The organism is Variovorax saccharolyticus (assembly GCF_030316765.1).
GTDB classification, from domain to species: domain Bacteria; phylum Pseudomonadota; class Gammaproteobacteria; order Burkholderiales; family Burkholderiaceae_C; genus Variovorax; species Variovorax saccharolyticus.
Window position 1 is genome coordinate 1 of record NZ_JASZYT010000009.1, and the last position, 22,915, is coordinate 22,915.

Annotated in this window: 16 protein-coding genes and 1 pseudogene; 5 read left to right on the plus strand and 12 right to left on the minus strand. The window is 66.2% G+C overall.

The genetic code is table 11. From position 1 onward, the window contains the following. The 7 genes and pseudogenes from QTI45_RS24740 to QTI45_RS24770 all read right to left on the minus strand — a co-directional run. Positions 1 to 1,080, minus strand: a pseudogene (locus tag QTI45_RS24740) (hypothetical protein); the annotation flags it as partial. 501 nt (positions 1,081 to 1,581) lie between these two features. Next, positions 1,582 to 3,288 carry a YadA family autotransporter adhesin gene (locus tag QTI45_RS24745; protein WP_286656161.1) on the minus strand — a complete coding sequence of 569 codons (1,707 nt, stop codon included), beginning with the start codon at positions 3,286 to 3,288 and terminating at the stop codon, positions 1,582 to 1,584. Positions 3,289 to 3,322: 34 nt separating this feature from the next. Further along, a complete protein-coding gene (locus QTI45_RS24750) occupies positions 3,323 to 5,578 on the minus strand; it encodes a phosphocholine-specific phospholipase C (protein WP_286656162.1) in 2,256 nt (751 codons plus the stop codon). Positions 5,579 to 5,643: 65 nt separating this feature from the next. Continuing rightward, on the minus strand, positions 5,644 to 5,838 hold the full coding sequence (locus tag QTI45_RS24755) for a hypothetical protein (protein ID WP_286656163.1): 195 nt from the start codon (positions 5,836 to 5,838) through the stop codon (positions 5,644 to 5,646). A 183-nt stretch (positions 5,839 to 6,021) separates the two neighbouring features. Next, entirely contained in the window at positions 6,022 to 7,050 is a 1,029-nt protein-coding gene (gene phnE / locus QTI45_RS24760; RefSeq protein WP_286656164.1) for a phosphonate ABC transporter, permease protein PhnE, read from the minus strand. Next, positions 7,050 to 7,895, minus strand: a complete 846-nt coding sequence (locus tag QTI45_RS24765; RefSeq protein ID WP_286656165.1) for a phosphonate ABC transporter ATP-binding protein — start codon at positions 7,893 to 7,895, stop codon at positions 7,050 to 7,052. The genes phnE and QTI45_RS24765 overlap by 1 nt, the downstream gene beginning before the upstream one ends. A 5-nt stretch (positions 7,896 to 7,900) precedes the next feature. Then, positions 7,901 to 8,839 carry a phosphate/phosphite/phosphonate ABC transporter substrate-binding protein gene (locus QTI45_RS24770; protein WP_286656166.1) on the minus strand — a complete coding sequence of 313 codons (939 nt, stop codon included), beginning with the start codon at positions 8,837 to 8,839 and terminating at the stop codon, positions 7,901 to 7,903. A gap of 187 nt (positions 8,840 to 9,026) precedes the next feature. On the opposite strand from QTI45_RS24770, the gene QTI45_RS24775 reads away from it, so the two are divergent. After that, positions 9,027 to 9,995, plus strand: coding sequence for an HAD-IIA family hydrolase (locus QTI45_RS24775; RefSeq protein ID WP_286656167.1), 969 nt, complete (start codon positions 9,027 to 9,029; stop codon positions 9,993 to 9,995). Here the strand turns inward: QTI45_RS24775 and QTI45_RS24780 are convergent. The 3 genes from QTI45_RS24780 to QTI45_RS24790 all read right to left on the minus strand — a co-directional run bounded on the left by QTI45_RS24780 (position 9,932) and on the right by QTI45_RS24790 (position 13,173). Beyond that, positions 9,932 to 10,765, minus strand: a complete 834-nt coding sequence (locus tag QTI45_RS24780) for a MurR/RpiR family transcriptional regulator (RefSeq protein WP_286369335.1) — start codon at positions 10,763 to 10,765, stop codon at positions 9,932 to 9,934. The genes QTI45_RS24775 and QTI45_RS24780 overlap by 64 nt on opposite strands. Before the next feature lie 203 nt (positions 10,766 to 10,968). Then, a complete protein-coding gene (locus QTI45_RS24785) occupies positions 10,969 to 11,277 on the minus strand; it encodes a CzcE family metal-binding protein (RefSeq protein WP_286656168.1) in 309 nt (102 codons plus the stop codon). A gap of 240 nt (positions 11,278 to 11,517) precedes the next feature. Next, entirely contained in the window at positions 11,518 to 13,173 is a 1,656-nt protein-coding gene (locus QTI45_RS24790) for an ATP-binding protein (protein WP_286656169.1), read from the minus strand. A 220-nt stretch (positions 13,174 to 13,393) separates the two neighbouring features. Here QTI45_RS24790 and QTI45_RS24795 point away from each other — a divergent pair, with 220 nt between their 5' ends. Next, a complete protein-coding gene (locus tag QTI45_RS24795) occupies positions 13,394 to 15,334 on the plus strand; it encodes a PAS domain-containing protein (protein ID WP_286656170.1) in 1,941 nt (646 codons plus the stop codon). Here QTI45_RS24795 and QTI45_RS24800 read toward each other — a convergent pair. Next, complete coding sequence (locus QTI45_RS24800) at positions 15,331 to 16,950, minus strand: GAF domain-containing protein (protein WP_286656171.1); 1,620 nt, start codon at positions 16,948 to 16,950, stop codon at positions 15,331 to 15,333. The two genes, QTI45_RS24795 and QTI45_RS24800, sit on opposite strands and share 4 nt — an antisense overlap. A 101-nt stretch (positions 16,951 to 17,051) precedes the next feature. After that, positions 17,052 to 17,861 carry a GNAT family N-acetyltransferase gene (locus tag QTI45_RS24805; protein ID WP_286656172.1) on the minus strand — a complete coding sequence of 270 codons (810 nt, stop codon included), beginning with the start codon at positions 17,859 to 17,861 and terminating at the stop codon, positions 17,052 to 17,054. A 110-nt stretch (positions 17,862 to 17,971) separates the two neighbouring features. Here QTI45_RS24805 and QTI45_RS24810 point away from each other — a divergent pair, with 110 nt between their 5' ends. The 3 genes from QTI45_RS24810 to QTI45_RS24820 all read left to right on the plus strand — a co-directional run bounded on the left by QTI45_RS24810 (position 17,972) and on the right by QTI45_RS24820 (position 22,886). Then, positions 17,972 to 18,718: a response regulator gene (locus tag QTI45_RS24810; protein WP_286656173.1), complete on the plus strand. Its 747-nt coding sequence runs from the start codon at positions 17,972 to 17,974 to the stop codon at positions 18,716 to 18,718. A 105-nt stretch (positions 18,719 to 18,823) separates the two neighbouring features. Next, positions 18,824 to 21,949: an ATP-binding protein gene (locus QTI45_RS24815; RefSeq protein WP_286656174.1), complete on the plus strand. Its 3,126-nt coding sequence runs from the start codon at positions 18,824 to 18,826 to the stop codon at positions 21,947 to 21,949. Positions 21,950 to 22,139: 190 nt separating this feature from the next. Further along, positions 22,140 to 22,886, plus strand: coding sequence for a response regulator transcription factor (locus QTI45_RS24820; protein ID WP_286656175.1), 747 nt, complete (start codon positions 22,140 to 22,142; stop codon positions 22,884 to 22,886). The last annotated feature ends 29 nt before the right edge of the window (positions 22,887 to 22,915 follow it).

Genomic DNA, 22,915 nt, shown 5'->3' on the forward strand with positions numbered 1-22,915 from the left:
CATGGGCTCTTCCGAGTAGTTGTACGAAAGGCTGGTCGACCCGCCCAGCAGGGTCGCTTCCGGCAGTGGAGCGGAATTCAACCGCGGAGCCACGCCGTACCACGGGACGAGACCCTGGCCGACGACGTAGAGCTGTTCGAATGAGTAGTACCGGCTGCCGGCACCATCCACCACCGCCTTGCCCTTCAAGCTGTCGGATACCGGTTCACCGGCGTGCATGCCGTCGCCATAGCGTTCCATGCGTTGGGCGGGCGACAGCTCGATCACGTCGCCCATCTTGAGTGCGCGGTGTGGCTCGCCCTTCGGCACGTCCCAGTAGGAATCGAAGTCCATCTTGCAATCGCGGCTGCCCGCCTTGCAGATCGGCTTTCCGCCCATCATCGGATTGTTGAAGCCCGTGTTGAGCGACCAGCCGTAGTCGCGCACGCCTTCGTCGTTGCTGTTGCGGAACAGGCTGAACGTCGTGCCGTCGAAAGTCCCGTCATTCACGATCAGGACCATCTCGATGAGCTGCTTGCCAGCTGGCACGTGGTCGCGAATCTCGAGGCCGTAGGTGCGGTTCTGGAAGTACGCTGACGGGAAGGTGAGATAGCGGCCGGGCCCGCTGTCGGGCGCGGTCCAGGCTTCGCCTCGCTCGCGCGCATGCCGCTCGGTGGGGCGCATCCCCATCAGCGTGACGAGCGTTCCGTCCGCCTCGCGGTACTGGATCTGCTCGGTGACGGGTGAGCCTGCTGCGTACAGCGGATAGAAGCTCGTGATGCCCAGGCTCGCGTCCACCGCCATGGGCTGCGTCGGGGGCAAGGTTGGCGAAGGCGGCACTGGATTCGGCGCGTCGATGTCCGTGCCAATGTTCTTGGGCTCGTCGACAACACCGTCCGTCGGCCGCGCGATGGGTGGGTTTCCCACACCCGCGGCTGGCGACGTGGAAGGCTGGGTTCCAAGGGCAAGCGGCGCTATGCCGCCGCCTGCCCCGGATCCCGAACCACCGCCGCAGGCGCTCAGGGCCGTCACGATGACCAACACACCCACCAGGGCGATCGACGTCCGCAGCTGTTCGACGTCGACGTTCTTCTTATCCAAGATAGATTTCCTTGTACTTCGTTGTGGCGTGGGAGCCTCTGGTCATGAAGTCCGACTGAACGGTGCATGGCCTCGAGCTTCGGTCGGTGAACAGTGCAGCCTTCATGCCATGGCGGCAATGGCAGCGAAGACGCTATTGCGAGACACAATTTGTCACAATGTCCGACGACAATGACAACCGTGATCAGCTGCGCTTCACGTCATGTCAATAAAGTCACTTGTGCACGGCGGCCGGGTACTCCCGTCGCCAAACCGACGTGGAGGGCAAGAACATGCAGGCGCCGCACCTTGCCGGCATGCCCGGCCGCCTCGCCCTCCTTCTGCCTGAGCCGGACGCCACCGTCGAGTCGCTCTTCTCGCAAGCCATGCGGCTGAAGACTTGATCTGCAAGGCCGACACCGTCGGCAACGGCACCGAGGGACTCGAACCACTCGAGTGGCAAGCAAGCAAGCATCTGGCAGCCGAGGGACCAAGGCTGCGAAGCGGCGCTCCTCGTTCAGCTCAATCGAAAACCCCCGTCAATGCCACACGGCCTACCGCTCCGCCGGGCGAAACCGCGACGCCGGCGCTCACGCTGTATCGGCCGTCCTTGCCGGTATGACGGATCGAGACGCCAGTCGCACTCTCGCTGCGAAAGTTGGCGACACCGACCGCATAGCTGGTCTTTCCGGCCACGAAGGGAGCGGCCTCCATCGCGGCAACGCCAGCGATGCCGCCGTAGGCACGGCGCTGGTTCTGGTCCATCTCGCGGCGCAACTCGTGCGCGGTGGCATCGGTGTAGGCTTTTCCGGGGATCCCGCCCTGCTGGAACATCTGGTCGGTGTACGCATTGGCGCTGCCCACGCCGCTCTGGACCATGCCCTGCACCTGGCCCACGTTGGCGACGTCCGTGGCTTCGCTGCCGGCGGCCACGCCAGTCACTTGGCGATTGCCCACGGCCACTTCGCCGGCCGAGACCTGTGGCGCCGCGAGGCCCGCGGCCGCGTAGCCGGCCTGCGCGCCGCGCGAGGTCTGACTGCCGCTGCCGAGCGCGACGCTGTCTGCGTGCAACGCCACGGCATTTGCCCCAAGCGCGACTGCGTTGCTCGAATTGGCCCGCGCAGCGGTGCCGATCGAGACGGTCTGACTCGCGCCGACATAGAGGCCTGCATCGCTGCCAATCGCGATGTTGCGGCTGCCGAAGACGCCTTGCCCCGCGTTGCTGCCTTGCGCGATGTTGGCATCGCCGCGCACCCCCTGGCCGGCGCCGTCTCCCAGCGCCTGGTTCTGCCTCCCTTGCACGCCGCCGCCGGCGGCAGAGCCGATGGCCAGGTTGTTGCTGCCCGCAACCGCCGCGCCGGCCATCATGCCCAGCGCCATGTTGCTCGCACCCACTACTCCTGAGCCCGCGCCCTGTCCCATCGATACGTTGTTGCTGCCGGTCACGCCTCGGCCCGCATCACCGCCGTAAGCCTGGTTGGCGTTGCCGACCACGTTGCGGCCAGCATTGCCCCCGTAGGCTTCGTTGCCTGTCCCCGCAACGTCTGTGCCGGCCCAGAAACCGTTCGCGTTGTTGTAGTCGCCCGTGACGTTCTGTCCGGCACTGCGGCCGAAGGCCTGGTTCCAGCCGCCGTTGACGTTGGTGCCCGCGTAGTAGCCGATCGCCTGGTTGGCGTTCTTGCCCGAGACGTTGGAACCCGCGCCCTCCCCGATGGCCAGGTTCCAGTTGGTGCTGACGTTGCTGCCCGCACCGGTGCCGAAAGCCTGGTTGTTGCTGCCGGCGACAGCTCGTCCCGCATTGATGCCATAAGCCGAGTTGTTCGAGCCCGTGACCCCCTCTCCCGCCCAGAACCCGTAGGCATTGTTGTAGCTGCCCGTGACGTTCAGACCGGCGCTGCGGCCGATCGCCTGGTTCCAACCCCCGACGACGTTCTGGCCCGCGTTGAAGCCGACCGCGACGTTGGCGTTGTTGCCGCTGACATTGGTGCCTGCTGCCTCGCCGATCGCGAGGTTCCAGTTGGTGCTGACCTTGTCGCCGGCGTTCGACCCGATGGCCTGGTTGCCGGTGCCGGTGACACCGCTGTCGGCGGTGCTTGTGCCGATGCCCAAGTTGTTCTTGGTCGGGTCGAACACGAGCTGGGCTTGGGCGCCGCCCATGGCGCCCGCGATCACCAGCGCGAACCCGGCCAGGGCTGCGCCGCGCCAGTGGCGCTTGTTGTTGTAGTTCAAGAGGTTCTCCGGGGGGGAATCGAGTCGTCGGTGCTCAGGCCTTCTGCAGGTGCAGTGCCATCGCCGGGTCACTCACGCTCGGCTTGCCGGTCTCGACGCGGCCGGCGAAGCGGCGCTCGAAGTTCTCGGCGCTCACGGTGAAGTCATACCAGTGACCGCTCCCGTCGAGGTTCCAGTGCTGCTGGCCCGTCGCGCCCGCGGCGACCTCGAGCGTCCAGAGGCCGTCGTTGCGGTAGGCGTTGGCCTGCACCGTCACGCGACCGGCTGCGCGCCCGGCGTTGTGCACCTTGAGATAAACCGCGCCCGTGGCCGGCTCATAGCAGATCTGCACCTCCGGCTTGAAGTCAGCCGTGTCCCAGGCGATCGCATCGCCTTTGAAGGTGCGCACATAGCCGTTGGTGCCGCAGACCCACAGGTCGTACTTGCCGCTGTCGCTCGCGCCGGCGTTCCAGTAGTCCTGAAGCTGCTTGCCGGCTTCCACCGTGTAGCGGCGCGGAATGAGGTCGAGGTGCAGCTTGTCGTAGACGTGGGACACCGTGCCCTGCTTGCCGGTGTTGCTGAAGATCAGCGACAGCAATCCCCTGCCCTCGGTGCGCGCGCTCGTGTGCAGCTCATAGGGGAGCGCACGCGAAGGGCGCGTGCCGGTCTCCTGGTACAGCGGCTGTGGCGTGGCGGGCGCGGTGGTCACGGCGGTCGTGGACAGAAGCCGTTGCGCCGCGTTGATCGCCGGGAAATTGCTTGTGTCGGGCAACTTGGGGACGACCGGATCGTTTGGGGTCACGAAGTCGAAGCAGGTGGTGAGGTCGCCGCAGACCGCGCGATGCCACGGGCTGATGGCGTCCACCGTGATGCCGAAGCGTTTCTCGAGGAACATGCCCACCGAGGTGTGGTCGAAGACCTGCGAATTGACCCAGCCACCCTTGCTCCACGGCGACACTACGTACATCGGCACGCGCGAACTCAAGCCCCATGGCCGAATCTTGCCGCTGGTGGTGTCGTTGGCGCTCAGGTAGCTGCCCACGGAGGCGTCGAAATACTCGCCGTCCAGCGGCACGGTGGACTTGCCCATCAGGTTGCCATTGACGTCATACGACGGCACCGCCGGCATTGCCAGATGATCAAAGAAGCCGTCGTTCTCGTCGAACGTCACGAACAGCGCCGTCTTGCTCCAGACTACTGGGTTGGAGGTCAGCGCGTCCAGCACATCCGAGACGAAGTCAGCGGCACCGGCAACGCCCTCGCTGCTGCCAGGATGCTCGGCCAGGGCCTGCGTGGGCAGCACCCACGAGACCTGCGGCAGGGTGCCGTTCATCACGTCTTGCTTGAGCTGGGCGAGGAAATTGACAGCGCCGTCAGCCGCCGCTGGGCCGCCCGTCAAACCGTGCTCGTAGATCGGTGAGCCGGGCTGCGCGGTGCGGAAACTCTCGAAGGCCAGGCAGCCGTTCATGGCGCCCGTCCAGTTGTTGTTCATGTTCTGGTAGATGTGCCAGCTGATGCTTGCCTTTTGAAGGACATCCGGCAAGGTGTCCCATTTGAAGGCGGTGTTGACGTACTTGTAGTTGTAGGCACCCGTGCCTGCGTCGACCTGACCGGTCCCGTCCGCCTTCTGCGCCCTGCCCGCTACCCAGCTGGACGGGCTCGGCCAGCAACGCGAGTTGACGGGTTCGGAGTCAGCGTCCGTGCTGTTGATGCCCTTCTTGCGCAGTTCCGGGTTGAAGTTGGAACCTGACCAGAACACGATGCGATTCGGGTCAGTGCCGGTGAGGATGGAACAGTGGTAGCCGTCGCAGATCGTGAAGGCATCGGCCAGGGCGAACTGGAACGGAATGTCGTCGCGCAGGAAGTAGCCCATCGTCGCCTGGTTCTTGAACTGAATCCATCGATCCATCTTTCCCTGGTTCCACGCCGCCTGCTGATCGGGAAAATTGTGCGGCGTGCCGGATCCGATAAGGGCGTTGCTGACCCTGGAGTTGCGCCGGAAAGGCTGGATTTCAGCGCCGCCGTTGGGATTGGGCTGGAAATACACCGACTTGCCGCTGGCCAGCGGAATCGGGAACCGGTCCCCAAAGCCGCGCACGCCGCGCAGGGTGCCGAAGTAGTGGTCGAAGCTACGGTTCTCCTGCATCAGGATCACGATGTGCTTGATGTCCTGGATGGTGCCGGTCTCGACCACGGCATTGGCGGCGAGCGCGCGCCGGATCGACAGCGGCAGCATTGTCAGTGCCGAGGCGGCACCCAGCGTGCCAGCGGATTTGCGCAGGAATTCACGGCGGGGAAGGGAGTTCGTCATGGGTGTTCTGTGGCTTGAAGAGAAAGGAAGGCAAGGCAAGGAAACGCGGGCGACTTGCCCCGCGATCAAGGCGCGCAGCTGAGCACCGGGGTCTCGGCCGTCTGCGGCGCGGTGGGTGCTGGGTTCTGTGCGCCGGGCGCGGTGGGCGTGGTGGGCAGCACGGCGAAGCCTCCGCCTGCGCCACCGCCGCCGCCACAGGCGGCCAGGGTGGCGATGACCAGAGTGGCCGCGAGGCCGCGCAGCGAAATGACGGATTTCATGGGGATTCTTCCTAGGCGATCGGTAGGTGAGGGGTGAGCGGAAATGAACATGGGTAGACAGTGCGGAGCGATGGCCGAACGCGCGTGCAGCACCCCGCCCTGCGACGTGGGACACCGCGAGGCACGGAAGGTACGAGTGAAGGAAGAAGGGCGTACGCCTAGCGGATCGGCGGGATCGGCGCTTCAGGCATGGCGTCTTCGCCATCGCGCCGAGAGCTGGTCGAGCACGAAGACGGTGAGGAAAATCGCGATCAGGATGGTCCCGACATGCGCGTAGTTGTACATGTCGTAGCGGCCCTTGAGCTCTTGGCCGATGCCCCCAGCGCCGACCAGGCCCACCACGGTGGCCATGCGCACATTGCGGTCCAGCACATACAGCGTATAGCCGATGAATTGCGGCATGACCTGCGGCAGCACTGCGTAGCGCATCACGAGCAACTGGCTGGCGCCGATGGCGCGCAGCGCCTCTTGCGGCCGCGCGTCGGCGGTCTCGATGTCCTCGGCGTAGAACTTGCCGAGGAAGCCCGCGCCGTGGAGCGCAAGCGCAAGCACGCCGGCGATCGGGCCGAAGCCGTAGGCGAGCACGAGGAAGAGCGCGCTAACCAGTTCGGGCACCGCGCGCAGCAGGCTGACCAAGGCGCGAGCCAGGGCATAGCAGGCGCGGTTGGGGCTGTAGTTGCGCGCACTGAGCCAGGCCAGCGGAAAACTCAACAGCATGCCGAGCAGCGTGGCCCACACCGCGATCTCGATCGTCTCGACCATCTTCGCGGCCACGTGCCAGAGATAGCCCAGCGGTTCGATCAGCACTTCGCGCTGTGCGACATGGTCCTCCATCTGCAGCGTGCGCGGGTTGAGGCGCTGCTCGTGTACCGTGTCGACTTCCAGTCGCGACAGCCAGGGCAGATGGTCCCGGTCGAAGTTCTCGATGCGCGATACCTCGGTGTGTTCCGAGAGTTGCACTGGAAACAGTTGGCGCCCCAGACTCGCAAGGCCGGCCGAGACTTGCGAATGCTCGCGCCAGCCGAGCGTGGCAAGGAGGCCTTCGCTGGTCAGCGAGACCATCCGACCGATCTCCACGCGCTGCCCCGTCACGAACAGCGCGAGGAACACCAACAACACGACTGCGATCTGGCGCGCCCCGATGCGGCTTTCGATCCGCCAGGCCGATGGCGGGCGGGAATTCGGTGCCTCGCCGGCAAAGAGGTCTGTCATCACGCAACCTCCAGCACGGCTTCGGGCGCTTGGGTCGTTGCGCTGCGGCCAGACACCTTGCCGTCCGCGGCCGGCCCAGCCTCAGGCGCGCGCGGCACGCCGCCCGCTGCGTAAACCGCATGGGCCGCGCGCGAATCGAAGTCTTGCGCGGGGCCGTCGAACACCACCCGGCCATGCCGCAGCGCGACGATGCGGTCGGCGAAGGCGCGGGCGAGTTCAACCTGATGCAAGCTGCACAGGACCGTGGCGCCGCGGTCGCGGGCCTGCTGGCGCAGCAGCGCGAGCACGTCGTGGCTGGCCTGTGGATCGAGGCTGGCGACGGGCTCGTCGGCCAGCACCAGCGGCGGGTCGAGCATGAAGGCGCGCGCAATGCCCACGCGCTGCTGCTGGCCGCCAGAGAGCTCGCTCGCGCGGCGGCGCAGGTGCTGCTCCTCGAGCCCGACGGCCGCGACCAGCATGCAGGCCTTGCGCTGTACGGGTTCGGGAAACAGGCCCGCGACCGCGCGCCACCACGGCAGGCCCGGCAGTGCGCCGCTAAGCACGTTGGTAGCGACGCTCGCCCGCAGCACGAGGTTGAACTGCTGGTGGATCATGCCGATGCGCGGGCGGATCGCCGACAGCGCGGCGGGCGAAAGGCGCCGGTCCTCGACGTGCACCGCGCCGCTGGTCGGCGTGACCAGCCCATTGGCCATGCGCAGCAGGGTTGACTTGCCGGCGCCCGACGCGCCGAGCACCACGCAGAACTGGCCGCGCGGCAGCTGCAGCGAAACGCCATCAAGAGCGGCTGTGCCGTCGGGGTAGCGCATGGCGACCGAGTCGAAACGCAGCATCGAAGGGGAGAGCATGGAGTTCAACGCTCAGCCGCCTTCTTGAGGATCCGGCCCTTGAGTTCGTCGGTCAGCAGCGAGAGCTTCTCCGCCGCGACATTGAACTCTTCTTCGGAGAAGCGGGTGTCGAAGGCATCCACCTTCTTGCCGCCGTAGCCACGGATCATCTCGGGCGTGACGCCAGGAGCCTTGTGCACGGTCGCGAACGCGTCCTTGAGTCGCGCCTTCAGCGGCTCGGGCAGCTTCGAGTTGAGCGCGAGCGGTGGGTACGGAATCGGGATGCTCTTGGCGATCACCTTGATGGTCTTCGGATCGACCGCACCGAGCTCCACGGCCTTCTCGTAGGAGTCGAAGGACAGCGCGGCGACGTCTACCTGACCTTGCGTGAGTGCCGCGAGGCTGTTGGCGTGGCTGCCGGTCAAACGGATCGCTGCAAGGTCGCGCACGGGGTCGAGCCCGGCATCCAGCAGCATCGCGATCTGGAAGGTGAAGCTCGACGCGGAGTTGACGTCGCCGAAGGCCATGCGCTTGCCCTTGATCTCCTTGACGGTGGCGACAGGCGCGTCGGCCTTGGTGAACATGCCCGCGTAGTAGATCGATTCACCCTTCTCCACGCCGACGGCCAGCAACTGGGCGCAGCCGCGCTTGTGGGCCTGCACGTAGGCGACCGGCCCGAAGAAGGCGATGTCGGCGAGTTGGTTGCACATCCCCTCGACCACGGCGCCGTAGGACTGGCCGACCTTCAGGTCGAACTGCAGCCCGGTGGTGCGCGAGATCGCGTTGAACACCGGTGCGTAGTCGGCCTTGGTGCCCGACTCGGTTCCGCCGTCAGCCGGAATGAGCAGCACGCGCAGCGGATGCTCGCGCGAGCCGTCGGCAACGCCTTGCGCCCTGGCCGGGTGGATAACGGTGGACAACAGCATCGCGAGCGTGGTGGCCGCGATGGAGAGCAGTTTCTTCATGGGTGCTTCCAGGGAATGAGGGCTTTTCGAGCGCCACCGCGGACGCGGCAGCGGGCCGATGCAAGCACTTTAGGAAGCGGTCATGACAGGAGAATGAAACAAGCTCATTTATTTTCTTACGTACACTGAGACAAGCTCAATACAATCGCAGCCGCATCCACGGACCCGAGCGCTTTTCGCCTTTCCCATGACGATCACCGAAGACTTCTCCCTTTCCGGCCAGAGGGCCGCCAATGCCCCGGCCGATGCCGGGCCTCCGAGCCTCCAGGGCCACCCGGACGAACGATGCGGTCCCAATGTCGTCGCTGCAGATGCCGCCTCCGTTGCCCTCGATGTGGACCCGATCCCGCAGCACCTGATCCTCGATCTCGATGGCACGCTGATCCGCGAAGACGAGGCGCTGCCCGGCGCCGCCGAACTGCTCGCGCGCTATCGCGGGCGTTGCGTGATCGTTTCGAACAACTCCACGCACACCGCCCAAGGCGTGACGCGCCGGCTCGCGCGCATGGGCCTCGACGTCGAAGCCGCGCAGTTGGTTCTTGCCGGCGAGGTCACGATCGCGCATCTGCGCCACGCGCATACCGATGCTCGCATCCTGCTGGCCGGCAGCGCGGCGCTGCGGCGCCATGCGCTCGACCAAGGCTGCGCGCTGGTGCGCGCCGATGCCGACCTGGTCGTTCTCGCTCTGGACCCGCACTTCAACCGCGCGCGGCTCGCGCTCATGGCCAACGAGCTGCGGTGCGGTGCGCGCCTGATTGCCACGAACGGCGACGACAACCATCCGGGCCCGGACGGCAGCCTTGTGCCCGAAACAGGGGCCCTGCTGGCAGCTTTGGTGGCGGCGAGCGGCACGGCGCCGCTGGCGGTGATCGGCAAGCCCGGGCCGCGGCTTTTCGAGGAGGGCATGCGCCGGCTCGGCCGCACGGCGACGCGCGCCAACACCTTGGTGATCGGCGACAACCCTGCCACCGACCTGCGGGGCGCCACCGCCTTCGGCCTTCGCGCGCTGCTCGTGGGTCCGAGGCCTGAGGCTGACGCAGCCACACTGCCCGAACTGCTCGCGCGGCTCGACCGGTCGCTACCGCGCCCGACTCAGTACCGCTTGAGCGAGAGCACGTCGAAGGTCTTGCGCAGCGTGCTGACCGAGGTCTCGTAGTCGCTGAGCGCGAGGCACGCGATCAGCGCATCGATGATCGCGAGTTGCGCGAGCCGGCTGGTCATGGCCTCCGTGCGAAAGCTGGTCTCGCGCGCCATGGTGAACAGCAGCACATCGCAGAAGGCCTGTATCGGCGACTTGCCGAAATTCGTGATGCAAATAGTGGACGCGCCAGCCTCCTTGGCCAGCCGGGTGGCCAGCACGGTCTCGTGCGTGCTGCCCGAATGCGAGACCGTGAGCACCGCGACCTCCGGGCCGACCAGCGAAGCGCTGATCGCCTGCACATGCGAATCCACCACCACCTTGGCATTGAGTCCGATGCGCAGCATGCGGTAGTGCGCATCCTCCGCGATCGTGGCCGCGCTGCCGATGCCGTAGATCTCGATCCGCTTCGCCTGGCGCAGAAGACGCACTGCCTGCTCCATCGCCTTGACGTCGAGCGCTCCCTGGGTGTCGTGCAGCGTCTGCACGTTGCTGTGGAAGATCTTGCGCACCGTGGTCTCGACCGAGTCGCTGGGCTCCAGGTCCTCGTGGATAAGCTGCACGGGGCGCACCAGTTCCTGCGCGAGGGCGATCTTGATCTGCTGGAACCCGGTGGCGCCAAGGTTCTTGCACAGGCCGACGATGCTGCCTTCGCTCGAGCCCGTTCGCTCGGCCACTTCACTGACCGACATGTGCACCACCTCCTTCGGGTTCTGCACGATGAAGGCTGCGATCCGCTGGCCGACGGGACCGAGCGAACTCCACATGCTCTCGATGCGCGCCAGCACGGCCGAGATCGGGGCACCACCTTCTTGCCCCTGCCCAGCCTGCTTCCCCGCCCCGGGCGTCGCGCCGGAACGCGCTATCGGCGCGGATTGAGACTTCGGATGGGCAGGCGACGGGGATTTCATGGAGCCCAAGCTTAGCGGCTTCGCGTGTCCCCCAGAAAAACGCTGAACCGTTCACGCCGGGACGAGCGTATGGCTTTGGGCTATTCATACAAGGGATTGGGCGCAACGTAGACCGTCACTGCGTGGTCGAGCGTTCCGCTTGGCGCAATGGTGTTCAGCTGAAACGAGTAGAGCCCTTGCGGTCCGTCGATGTACCAAGTGAATGCCGTGTCGTTCGAGCGGAAGGTCACTACCTCGCCGTCAGCAACATTGACGTACTTTGTTGCAGGCGTGATGACGATGGTGCGACTGGCCTGATTGGGCTCGTCGCGATGACCCAACATGCTGGGCCCGATGGGCGCGCAGGCGGCCAAGGCTGCGGCGGAGAGGGCGGCAAGGATCTTCTTCATGATGAAACTCCGAGTGTTACGCCGGCGGCTCGGCGGGAGACCAGGGGACCGGTCTCTCTGCGCCAATGTTCCCCGCTCGCCATTTCGATTTCGTTTCAGGCCACCCGCCAGAGATTTCAGATGGAGTCATCGATCCCGGAAGAAAGAAGAGCTCGCGACAAGGGGCCTTCTACTGCCGTAAGGCGCGTCGGAGTCGTCGGCACCGATCTCAGCGTGTGCGGCTCATGGATCAGCGTTTCCCTAGCTCACATGCAGGTCGCGCATCGTCGGCGCGGTGCGATTTCGCGCAGCGCAAGTCTTCCTGGTCTCTGCATCGACGGCATTTACCGCAATCAGCTTGATTCCGCGCGCCAGTGCAAACGCATCATGCCTTTGCATGGATGCAGGAGTTTCGAAGTCATCTCGAATTCGCTGCTTTGCGGTAGCCGCCGAGAGCGATGTGCCTGCTCGCGAACCATGAACGGTGTAGCGGCGCGCAACGAGACTCAGCTCACCGCTATCCAGCAACTTTCCTGCAGCGTGGACGCGGGTCGTCTCGAGCAGGCGGAAGACGACTGTATCTGTAGAAACCAGAATGGAGACCAGAGATTTGTCGACCAAGCTCGCGATGGTGCTGGCCACGGCCGAAGAAGACGTAGCGTCATCGCAAACTACCGCTTGTGCGTCTTCAAGTGTGAAATGTCCCGCAAAGACCGAAAGCCTCGTGAATACTCGGCGCTCCAATGACGTCAGAAGGTTGTAGCTCCAGTCCACCATGGCGTGCAATGTTTGATGCCGTAAAGGCGCGCTTCGGCGACCGCGCCACAGAAGCTTGAACCGATTGTCCAGAAGACTTGCGGTTCCTTGAACACCGTACGTTCCAACGCAACCGCCTGCCAATTCAAGCGCCAATGGAATGCCGTCGAGCCTGTCACACAACCAAGCGACGGTCGGTGCATCTTGATCCAGCAAGCCAGCGTGAAAACCTCCGGCCTCGGCTCTGTCGATGAACAGCTGCACGGCGGGTGACTCAAGAGCGAGCTCGGCTGTGAGCCCCGGCCCGAGAGGCGGCGTTTCAAGCGGAGGCAGCAGGTAAACGTGCTCGCCCTCGATCCGAAGGGATTCTCGGCTTGTGACAAGGATGTGCAGTCCCGGAAGTGCGGCATGCAGGTGCTCCACCAGCAATGCGATCGAATCGATGTGACGCTCGCAATTGTCCAAGGCAAGGAGGGACTTTCTACCGCCGAGGCGCGCGCGGAGGCTGAGCATCGGATCCTGCAAACCTGCAGTCGCGCCGACAGCAGCGCAAACCGCATCAGCAACAAGCGAAGCGTCATCGATCACGCTCAGGTCAACGAAGTACACGCCGCCATCGAAGCGGCTGAGCATCTCGTGGGCAACGGACACCGCGACCGTCGTCTTGCCTACGCCCCCAACGCCGACGAGGCTCACGAATCGGCGCGCCTGAAGCAGGCTCGACAACATTTCCACCACGCCATCACGGCCTACCATCCGGGCAAGTCGGTTCGGCAGGCCGTTCGGTGGAGATGGCGGCACGACAGACGCCGCAGAGAGCGAATCCACTGCGCTGCTCAGACGGCGGACCGGCATGACGAAGCAGTAACCGCGACCAGCCACGTTCGCAACGTATCGGTCGCCGCTTTCGCCCTCACCCAGTGCCTTGCGCAAGCTTCCGATGTGGACTCTGAGATTCGCCTCCTCCACGACAAGGTCAGGCCACGCGCGTCGCATGAGTTCACGCCGCGAGACCACTTCGCCCACACGTTCCACGAGTGCGATGAGAAGGTCCATCGCCCGGCCTCCCAGAGCGACTGGTTCCTCTCCACGCTGCAAGAACCTCGACGATGCGCTGAGACGATAAGGGCCAAAGACGGCAATCTCTTGGTCGTCGCTCATGGTAATCCTCGTTGATGGCTTGGCATGCGCAAGGATTACAACTGCCGGCGTCAACTCCGTTGCACCCTGGGCCGCATGCATCACATCTGTAACTTGCCGCGACTTGCGGCATCCAGCGGCATCCGGCGGCAAATGAAACGGCCGGCGCGGCCCCGGCAGTCACTCTACAATTCGAGGAGCCGATGACCAGAATGGTCTCAAATGCGAAGGAGCTTGGCTGTTGGTCGCACCCGTTCGTACGAGGGCAAGGGCGCGGGCAGGATCCGCCGGCGGGACGGATGCCGACCTCAGTGAACTGGTACACGGCCTGCCGGCGCTGGTCTGGACGGCCGGTTCCGATGGCCGTGTCGACTTCCAAAACCGGCATTGGGCGGAATACACGGGGTTGCCTGCCGACGCCGACCTCGGCGCCGGGTGGGAAGCGACGATCCATCCCGCCGACCGGCCCAGCCTGTTAGGACGCCTGAACGCCGCGATCGAAGCCGGGACGGCTTGCGATACGCAGGCCCGGGTTCGCAGGTTCGACGGCGCGTTCCGGTGGTTCCAGTTTCGCGCTTCCCCCCGGGTCGACCGGTCGGGGAAGATCGTGAAGTGGTTCGGAATCGCCACCGACATCGACGACATCAAGCGTTCCGGGGATGCGGCGGCGCAGAGTGAGCAAGATCTGATCGACCGGATTCCCGCCTCGATCACGATCGCCAACGCGAATGGCGAAAACATCTACACCAGCAGTTGGGGCGTGACACGGCCGAGTGCCCCGCCGAGCGTCCTGCGCGGCCTCGGCTTCGTCTCGCAGCTCCATTCCGACGAGCAGGATTGGGTCAATGCCGAGTGGCTTCGGTCCGTGCGGACGGGCGAGACCATGGAGCTGGAACACCGCCTGAAGCGCGCCGACGGGACGTACCGGTGGCTTCATGTGCGGGTCGCGCCGTACCGGGACGACAGCGGCGCGATCGTGCGCTGGTACGGCTTGCTCAGCGACGTCGACGACCAGCGCAAGGTAGAAGAGGCGCTGCGTCGCAGCGAGCAGGGTTTTCGCCTGCTGGTGGAAATGATCCCGGCGCTGGTCGCGCGCTGGACACCCGACGGACAGCTTGACTACGTCAACCAGCGCCTACTCGATTACGTCAATACCCCACCTATTGAAGCCGGGCTCAGCGCCAGCACCGACAGCTTCCGCCGACATCGTCTTCGAATCGCCTCGGTCCACCCAGAAGACTGGGACACCTGGCTCAGAAAACGCCTCCGCTCGCTTGAGACCGGCGAGCCCCTGGAGAGCACGCACCGCCTGCGCCGCGCCGACGGTACCTACCGGTGGATCCACGAGCGGGTGGACCCGATGCGGGACGAATCCGGAAAAATCACCGGCTGGTATGCCGTAGGCATCGATATTCATGACAGCCGGGTGATGGAAGACGCGTTGCGGGCCGCCAGGCACCGGCTGGACGTCGCCACGCAGACGGCGGCGATCGCCGAGTTGTCGGCCTCCATTGCGCACGAAGTCAACCAGCCGCTGACCAGCGTCATTACCAATGCCACCATGGGGCTGGAGATGCTCGATGCAACTCCTCCAGACGTCAAGGGGGCGCGCGAGACGGCAAGGCGTACGCTGCGGGACGGGACCCGGGCGGCCGAAGTGCTGCTGCGCTTGCGTGCGCTGTTCACGAAGAAGAAGGACTCCTGCACCGAACTGGTGGACCTGAACGACGCTGCGCGGGAAGTGGTCGCGCTGTCGCGCGGCGAGCTCCAGCGCACCGGAGCGATCGTGCAGACCCTGTTCTCGTACGATTTGAGCCCCGTCAGAGGCGACAGGGTGCAGTTCCAGCAGGTGATCCTGAACCTGGTGCGCAACGCCGCGCAGGCCATGGAAGGCGTGCACGACCGGCCACGCCGGCTGACCATCGCGACAGAGCGGCAAGATGACAGTTTCGTCTCCCTGAGCGTCCAGGATGCGGGGACCGGGGTCGCCCCGGAATCCTTCGAAAAGATCTTCGAGGCCTTCTACACGACGAAGAACTCGGGCATGGGCATCGGCTTGTCGGTGAGCCGCTCCATCATCGAGAAACATGGCGGCCGGCTGTGGGCTGAAGCCAACCAGGGGCCGGGCACGACGTTCCTGATCGCGCTGCCGGCGGGACCGAGTGCGCCGGGCGCCGACTAGAAGGCCGTGGCCGAGGAGCCGGGCGAGCTAGTCGGACGCCACCCTGGGTCCCGCAGCCGCGCGCTCTCCAGTGCGCCACCCAGCAGGGCGCCCACGATCTCCATCGTGCGCAGGGCCGATGCGTCGATGGCATATTCGCGCTCGTCGTCTTCAGCGATCACTAGACCCAGGACACGCTGCAGGCCGACGATCGGCGCCGCGGCAACCGTGCGACTGCGCACGGTGCCGGGCATGCACGTGAGGCCGAGCGCTTCGTGCTCCGCCCAGTTGCTGGCTACGAACGACTTTTGCTCCACCAGCACCATGGGCGCACACGGCCCCATGTCGGACACCGGGTACCCCATTCCCGGATTCCCGTACTCCCCGCCGAAGTTCCAATAGGCCAGGCGAATCTGGTCCAGATCTTGATCTTGATCTTGATCTTGATTCCACCACCAGATGTGCAACAAGGGCACGCCCAGCCCTTCCCACAAGCTGTCGCCGACGAAGCGGGTGATGGCTTCGATTTCCGGCTCCTTCGCCATCGCTTGCTGGATCTTGCTCACCAGGGCCAGTTCTGCGCTCCGGCGCCGCACCATCTCCTGCAAGCGATCGGTCTCGTCCCGCAGGCGCGCGGTCTGCAGCGCGACGCCCATCACACCGGCGACCACGCGCAGGAGACGCACGTCGGTGTCGCCGAAAGCATCGGCCCGCTCGAAGTTGTCGATGGTGACAAGGCCGATCACCCGCTCGCCGGCCAGCACCGGCGTGCGCATGTACGAGCGCGGCAGCTTCGTGCCGGGCACGGCGCCCTGCTTGCCGGGGTCGACCCGGTTAACGACGACAGGTGCGCGCTCGCGCAACATGCGCACGTTGGCTTCGGTCGGCTGTGCCGTGAAGGGCGCGATGGCGGGCATCCGGATCCCGTTTTCGCACACGTAGACCGGCGTGACCTGCATGCTCTCCTCGTCGAACCAGGCGACGGCCACTCCGTTTGCATCGAACGCCTCGGTCAGCTTCGCTCCGACCAACTCGACGATCGCGTCCAGGCTGAGGTTCGCGTCCAGTCCCTGCTGCATGCCCGCGATGAGTTCGAGCTCGGCGTCGCGCTGCCCGGTTCCCTTGCGGTACTCCCGTGCGTCTCCGGCCGGCCGGGCTTTGTCGAGTGCAACGCCCAAGCTGGCGGCGACGGCCTTCACGAGCCGCAGATCGTGGGGGCGAAAGGCCCGCGCAGGCATGCGCGCGACCGCGACGAACCCGATGGTTTCCATCCCGGAAACGACGGGCGCGCACAGTATGGACCCGGGCTGCGGTCCCGCGCCCGCCGGCAGCGCCCCGGCGTGCGTGCCAGCACCCAGCGCCTTGCCGGTACGCAAAACTTGCGCGCCCAGGCCCGTCGGAGTCCAAGGGGCCGGACAGGACCGTTGCCCGTGCTCGACCAGATAAGGGGCGCTCAACAGCAGCCGGTCCGACTCCAGCAACGCGATGCCGACCAAGTCGGCCGACAGCAGTTCGCGCAGCCTGTCACCGGCGAGATCAACAAGCGCCTGAAACGCCCGCTCGCCCGCGAGCTCGAGTTGGAGGCGCTTGATCAGCGCCAGATCGCCTGCCGGGCGGACGGAGGAAGACGATGCCATAAGCTTTCCATATCAGACGTGACTCTCGACGCGTGAATTGAAACACGAATGAAAAATCAAGTGTCGTCAGGATCAACTCGAGCTCTTCAAGCGGGCCGCGTTCAGTGACCGGCGAGCAACATGGCGTCCATGAACAGCGTGTGCGACGCGATCGCCGTGTAGCCCATGCGCTCGTAGATCGGGCGGCCCGCTTCAGTGGCGTGCAGGACGCTCGGGAGTGGCCCCATCGCCGCGGCGGCGTTCTCGAGAGCCTGGCGCATCACCGCCTCGGCGTAGCCCCGGCGCCGGTAGGCCGGCCGCGTCGCAACCAGTGCGACGTAGCGGCAGCCGTCCACGGCCAGCACCGCCGTGCTGCTCGCCGGCGTCCCGTCCACCGTCCCCAGCACCGGGAACTGATCGTTCCAGAACGCCTGCCGGCCCAGCATCGCCTTGGCCGGACCGAAATCCATCTCGTGCGCCGCCGAATTGATGTCCACCACCGACGCGCACCCGGGGTCGTCCGCGGGCACGGTGAGGCGCAGACCCGCCGGGGCGGCGGCGAGCGGTGCCACCTCCGTGGCGACCATGCCGGTGAGCGGAAACGCCGGCACCAGCCCGCACTCGCCGAGAATCGCGGCGGCATCGACGCCCGGCTCGAGCGCCTCGTTCGTGACCATGAAGGACCACGGGTCGGTGATGTCCACGGTCCAGGCTCGCACTTCCTCGCCGAACGATCGCAATGCCGCCGCCGAAATCGACGGCTGCGTCAGCACCACGAGGTTGAAGAAGGCGACCGGCAGGCCGCTGAAAATGTAGTCGACGCCGGCGGTGCGGCTGACCCGTCGCCCGGGCGCGTCGCGGCACATGAGCCGCCAGGCTTCGCAGGTCTGGTGAATGCTGAGTTCGACATCGGTTTTTCGGGACTTGGTCACAGACTTTTCCTCGCCCCGGCATGTTAAGTCACACCTGTGACCTGGGCTGTCTTCGCCTGCCTCGACTTCAAAGTCAAACTTGAAGGATCGAGCAGGCCCCCGGAAGCACCATGAACTTTCTGCCCAGTGAATCCCCAGCGGCATTGCCGCACGTGCTGGCAGTCGACGACGACCCGTCGATTCGCGAAGCCGTTGGCGACTACCTGCGCGGGCATGATCTGCGCGTCACGACCGTTGCCGACGGGGGGGAGATGCGGGAGATCCTCGCCCGCGAGGTCGTCGACCTCGTGGTGCTGGACGTAAAGCTGCAAACGGAAGACGGATTGGCCCTCGCGCGCCGGTTGCGCGACGAGTCGGCGATTCCCATCGTCATGCTCACGGCTCGCGACGATGTGGCCGATCGGGTCATGGGCCTGGAGATGGGCGCCGACGACTACCTGACCAAGCCATTCGGCCCGCGCGAGTTGCTGGCGCGGATTCGCGCGGTGCTGCGCCGCCGCCAGCCGGAACTCCAGCAGGGCCGACCGGAAGGAATCCGCGCCTACCGCTTCGACGGTTGGGAGCTCAACCTCAACACGCGGCGCCTGAAGAACCGGGCCGGTGAAACCGTATCCCTGAGCAACGGGGAATTCAGCCTCCTGGTCGTGCTGCTCGGGGCCCCGCATCGGACGCTCAGGCGGGACCAGTTGCTGGACCTCTCCCGGCTGCATGGCGACGACGTCTTCAACCGGTCGGTCAACACGCAGATCATGCGGCTGCGCCGCAAGCTGGAAGACGATAGCCAGGAGCACAAGTACATCCTCACCGAACGCGGCGCCGGCTACGTGTTCGGCGTGCCGGTCGAGACCGTGCATTGACGGCGGGCGCGGCGGCCGGCCAGGTTTCAACTGTGGCCCGCGCGAATTGCCCCGTGGCCATCCGGGGATCGCACCGCGGAAGATGCAGGCACGCGCGCTCGTGCGATGAATGACGCCGCCGCCTCGACGCCGGCGCCGGCCGTCCGCGCGGACGAGGCCACGACGGTCTCCCTGCGCTCGTACATCACTGGCCTGATCTGGCTCTGCATGGGGCCGCTCATCCTGCTCGCCGCCTACCTGGCCGTCGATCGCGTGCGCGATCTTCGTTCGGAGCGCGACGCCGAGGCGACAAAGCTGTCCCAGACGATCATGGGGCTGGTCGACAGCGAGCTCAACGCCCGCATCATCGCGCTGCAGTTCCTGGGAACATCGCCCCTGGTCGACGACCCCACGCGCTGGAGGGAGCTCTATGCCGAAGCGCAACGCTTCCGCCAGATCTTCGACTGCCAAGTGATCTTCGGCGACCGCAGCATGGCAATGCTCTGGAATACCCGCGTGCCGTTCGGCACGACCTTGCCGCCACTGCCTCAGCCCAAAGGGCGCAAGTCGGCGCCGCTGGCACTCGAGACCGGTCGACCGGCCGTGGGCGACATCTTCCAGGGCCCGGTGATCAACCAGCCCCTGGTTGCCATCACCGTGCCGGTGCTTCGTCCAGCGGGAACGAACTTTCTCCTGATCACGACTTTCGAGTCGGCACGCTTTCGCAGCGAGCTCGACAAGGTGGCACTGCCGCCCGGTTGGACAGCCGCCCTGCGCGACGGGCAGGGCAACCTGATCGCGCGCTCGTCGGGGCATCGGGGGGACATGGCCGCCGGCGATAGCGACAGTGAGCAATTCGTCGCGCAGTCCGCACTGTCGCTGTGGTCCGTCGCGATCGAGATTCCCAGCGGCGATGACCGCGAGTCCCTGCTGGGTGCGGCCGCCGTGCTCCTGGTCGCCATTGCCGGCGCGACGCTTGCCGGTTTCCTCGGCGGCAAGCGCGCCAGCCGTCGCATCGGTCCGCTCATCACCTCGATCGGGCAGACGCTGCACCTGGAAGCCTCGTCCCGCGACATGGCCGAGTTCGCGCAAGTCCGACGCCTGCTGGACGAGGCGGCAAGGCAGCGTGCCGCGACGGAGGCCACGTTGCGGATCAGCGAGGCCCGCTTTCGACGGCTGTTCGACGAAGCGCCCATGCCCTTGGCGCTGGTCGGCGAGGACGGGACCGTGACAAGCCTGAACGCGAGATTCATCGAAGTGCTCGGCTACACGAAGGCGGACGTACCGACGATGGACGCCTGGTGGCCCCTGGCCTATCCGGACAGAGAGCAGGCAGCGCTGCAAAGCGAATGGCGCGCCGCCACCATCGCCGGCAACCTGGGAGCTGACGTCCCGTTTGAACGGCGGGTCATGTGCAAGGATGGAACCCCGCGCGACCTGGTGATCTCCCGCATCCGGATCGACGAGGAGATGCTGTTCTCCTTCTTCGACGTCACCGAGCGCAACCGCGCGCAGGCACGACTGCATGCGCAGCTGGAGCGGCTGAACCTCCTCGACCAGATCACGTCGGCGGTGGGGCAACGCCAGGAGATGCAGAGTATCTACCAGGTCGTGCTGGCAAGCGTCGAGGCCCGGCTGCCGATGGATTTCTGCTGCGTGTGCGAGCATGACCCCGCCGCGTCCATCCTGCGGGTCGCGTGCATCGGCCCGGACAGCGAAGGCCTGGCTGCCGAACTGGGACTCTCCGGCCACTCGACGATCGACATCGACGCCAATGGGCTGTCCCGCTGCCTCCAGGGCGAGCTGGTCCACGAGCCCGACATCTCGGACAGCCCGTTCGCGTTTCCGGCGCGCTTGGCGGCCGTCGGGCTCCGTTCGCTGGTGATGGCGCCGCTGCGCTCGGAGAGCCGCGTGTTCGGCCTGCTGGTTACCGCCCGCCGGCGTGCCCGTTCCGTGAGCAGCGGCGAATGCGAGTTCTTGCGCCAGCTCAGCGCCCATGTCGGGCTCGCCGTCCAGCAGGCCCGCCTGTATGGCGCGCTGCAGCTCGCCTACGACGAGCTGCGCCAAACCCAGCAGGCCGTCATGCAGCAGGAGCGCCTGCGCGCGCTCGGCGAGATGGCGAGCGGCATCGCACACGACATCAACAACGCGATCTCGCCCGTGCTGCTGTACGTCGAGACCTTGATCGAGGACGAGACAGGCCTCAGCGCGAAAGGGCGCGGCCATCTGCGGACCATCGCCCGCTCGATCGACGACGTGGCGGCGACTGTGGCGCGCCTGCGCGAGTTCTACCAGCAACGCGAGCCGCAGCTGAGCGTGGCGCGGCTGCGGCTGAACCTGCTGGCCGACCAGGTGGCTGAGATGACCCGCGCGCGCTGGAGCGATATGCCGCAGCGCAACGGTATCGTCATCCGCCTGGACCGGGTGTTTGAGGAAGGATTGCCCGACATCCGTGGCATCGAGAGCGAGGTTCGGGAAGCGCTCACCAACCTGATCTTCAATGCGGTGGATGCCATGCCGGAAGGCGGGGAGCTGACCCTGCGCACCTTCAGCGAGTTCACTGCGGCTTCAGCGAAGGGGCCGGCGACGACCCTGGTCCATCTCGAGGTGGGCGACACCGGCCTCGGCATGGACGAAGACACCTTGCGCCGCTGCCGCGAACCTTTCTTCACGACCAAGGGCCAGCGCGGCACCGGACTCGGCCTTGCCATGGTCTACGGCTTCGCCCAACGGCACGGAGCCGACCTGCAGATCGCCAGCACGCCCGGGCGCGGCACGACCGTGCGCCTGAGCTTCCCCATGCCGACGGAGTCGCCCGCGGCGCTCGGCGCCCCCGGGGCGGCGGCGCCCGCTCGGGCCCCCCGTCTGCGCATCCTGATCGTCGACGACGATCCGATCGTCCTCACGTCTCTGCACGACGTGCTCGCGGGCGATGGCCACCATGTCATTTCCCGCGGCGGCGGCCGGGAAGGCATCGACGCCTTCCGGCAGGCGCACGCGACCCCGGATGCGTTCGACCTGGTGATCACCGACCTGGGCATGCCGCACACGGATGGCCGCCAAGTCGCGGGGGCCGTCAAGCAGCTGAGCCCCTCCACGCCGGTGATCATGCTGACAGGCTGGGGCCAGCGGCTGATCGCCGACAGCGACATCCCGTCCAGCGTGGACCGGGTCCTCAGCAAGCCGCCGAGGCTGCCCGAGCTACGCCTCGTGCTGGCCCAGCTGGCGTGGGCCCGCGGAGCCGACGCTTGAGGGCAGCTCAGGAGCGCGGCAACCAGCGTCGATGCCGGCCGCCAGTGAGCTGGCCCCTCCCTGCCCCCGCCCTGCGTCACCGGGGTCACAGCTGCAACCCGGCGATTCCGGCGCGCAACACGAATGGCGTCCAGGCGACGCATAGTGCGAGCTCACCAAGCCACAGAGAAGCATCATGGCCATGACCTCAATGTTCAATGACCTGCCGCGTCCGATTCATCCGCCGCATGTCCTGGTGGTCGACGACGACCTGAACATCCGGGTTGCGCTGCAGGAATATCTGACTCGCAACGGCATGCGGGTCACGACGCTGGCCAACGGACACGCGCTGCTCGAAACCGTCGATCGCGAGGCGGCCGACCTGGTGCTCCTGGACGTGCGCATGCCCGGCGAAAACGGAATGATGCTGGTGCAGGCGCTGCGCTCCCGCACAGCCGTGCCGGTGATGTTCGTCACCGGCATCGGCGAGGAAGCCGACCGCGTGATGGGCCTGGAACTGGGCGCGGACGACTACGTCACCAAGCCGTTCCACCCAGGCGAACTGCTGGCGCGGATCCACTCCGTGCTGCGCCGCTACCGCAAGCCGCCGGACCGCGTGGGCCGCGACGACGAGCTCCGCGCCTACCGCTTCTCAGGCTGGGAGCTCAACATGCGTACCCGCAAGCTCTCCAGTCCCGACGGCCGCAAGATCGAGCTGGCCAACCTCGAATTCAGCCTGCTGGCGGGGCTTTGCAGTTCGGCGCAGCGCGTCCTCTCGCGCGCCCAGTTGATCAGCCTGTCCCGGCTGCACGACGTCGGGATTTACGACCGCACGGTGGATGTCCAGATTCTGCGCCTGCGGCGCAAGATCGAATCGGATCCGACACGGCCCCAATTGATCGTCACCGAGCGCGGGGCCGGGTACATCTTCGTGCCGGTGGTCGAGACGCTCTACTAGCGCTGCGCGTCCCTGATCCGCCCGGCGCA